Here is a 1165-nt window from a genome sequence, read left to right on the forward strand (position 1 = left end):
GGCCCTGCCCCCAACGTAACGCCGAGAGCCCGAAACGCAAGGTGATCCGCTCGGACTTCGCCAACAGCGGCAGCTCCCAGTCACGGGGCGGCAGATCTCGCGGTGTCATGAAGGCCAGTCGCATTTTGCTAGCGACCAGTTTCGGGGCAAACCAGCCCAAGGTGCCATTAACGCCACGAACCCACTTTAACGCGCTCATCGCATTCTCCTCAGGCCGCAGCCTTCAGGTCAACGCACTGCCGATTTGGCGGCACGCAGTAATCGATCGGACAACTCTCCCGGCCCCAGCGCCCGCGCCAGAGCCAGCCCACCCACCATCAAGGCCATGTCGGCCAGGGCTTTTTCGGTTTCTTCAGGACTGGCCGCCAACTGCGCAACCATCATTTCCACATGTTCATTCAGAGCGACACGAAACGCTTCCGGCAGCCGCCCCAGTTCGCCGACCGATGCCGGGATCGGACAGGCCGATTCGGAGGAATCACGGTGCTTGCGCGACAGGTAAAACGCTGCCACCAGAGTGCGGCGCTCTTCGCCGGTCAACTCCGCGTCCATGTCGGCAATCAGGTCGCGGCGGTGACCGAGCAATTGCTTGAACGCCTCCAGCATCATCGCGTCCTTGCTTTCGAAGTGTGCGTAGAAGCCGCCGACCGTCAGGCCCGCCGCGCCCATCACTTCGCCCACGCTTGGCTCGGCCGGRCCGCGCTGAATCAGCGCTGCGCTGGCGGCCTTGAGAATGCGTTCGCGGGTTTGAGCTTTTTTATCGTTCATCGTCGCCTCCGAATATTACGATTGAAATATTATTCTCATAATAAATTTTAGCAAGTCATGGGTGTGACCGCTGGTCTGAAGAACAGTTTTTTTGGAAATGGAGGAATTTGGCCAAACGCCAGACAAACAAAAGGGCCATTCAATAATTGAATGACCCTTATAAATCCCGCAGAGCGGGTAATCGTGGCGTCCCCTAGGGGACTCGAACCCCTGTTACCGCCGTGAAAGGGCGGTGTCCTAGGCCACTAGACGAAGGGGACACAAACCCTTCTATACAACTGATCAGTGCTGAGAGCTGATCGATTCAAGGCCGGTGTGGCCAGACCTTGAACTGTAAAATTGGTGGAGCTAAGCGGGATCGAACCGCTGACCTCCTGCATGCCATGCAGGCGCTCTC

1 protein-coding gene, 1 tRNA gene and 1 pseudogene are annotated in these 1165 nt (G+C 58.2%); all 3 read right to left on the reverse strand.

The genetic code is table 11. The features are described 5' to 3' along the window. Positions 1 to 199, reverse strand: a pseudogene (locus ACXRVY_RS30455) (alpha/beta hydrolase); the annotation flags it as partial. A 29-nt stretch (positions 200 to 228) separates the two neighbouring features. Then, entirely contained in the window at positions 229 to 768 is a 540-nt protein-coding gene (locus ACXRVY_RS30460) for a TetR/AcrR family transcriptional regulator (RefSeq protein ID WP_223457063.1), read from the reverse strand. 184 nt (positions 769 to 952) lie between these two features. After that, positions 953 to 1028 (reverse strand) — tRNA-Glu (locus ACXRVY_RS30465). Positions 1029 to 1165: the final 137 nt, after the last annotated feature.

Source organism: Pseudomonas sp. P5_A2_2 (assembly GCF_054177685.1).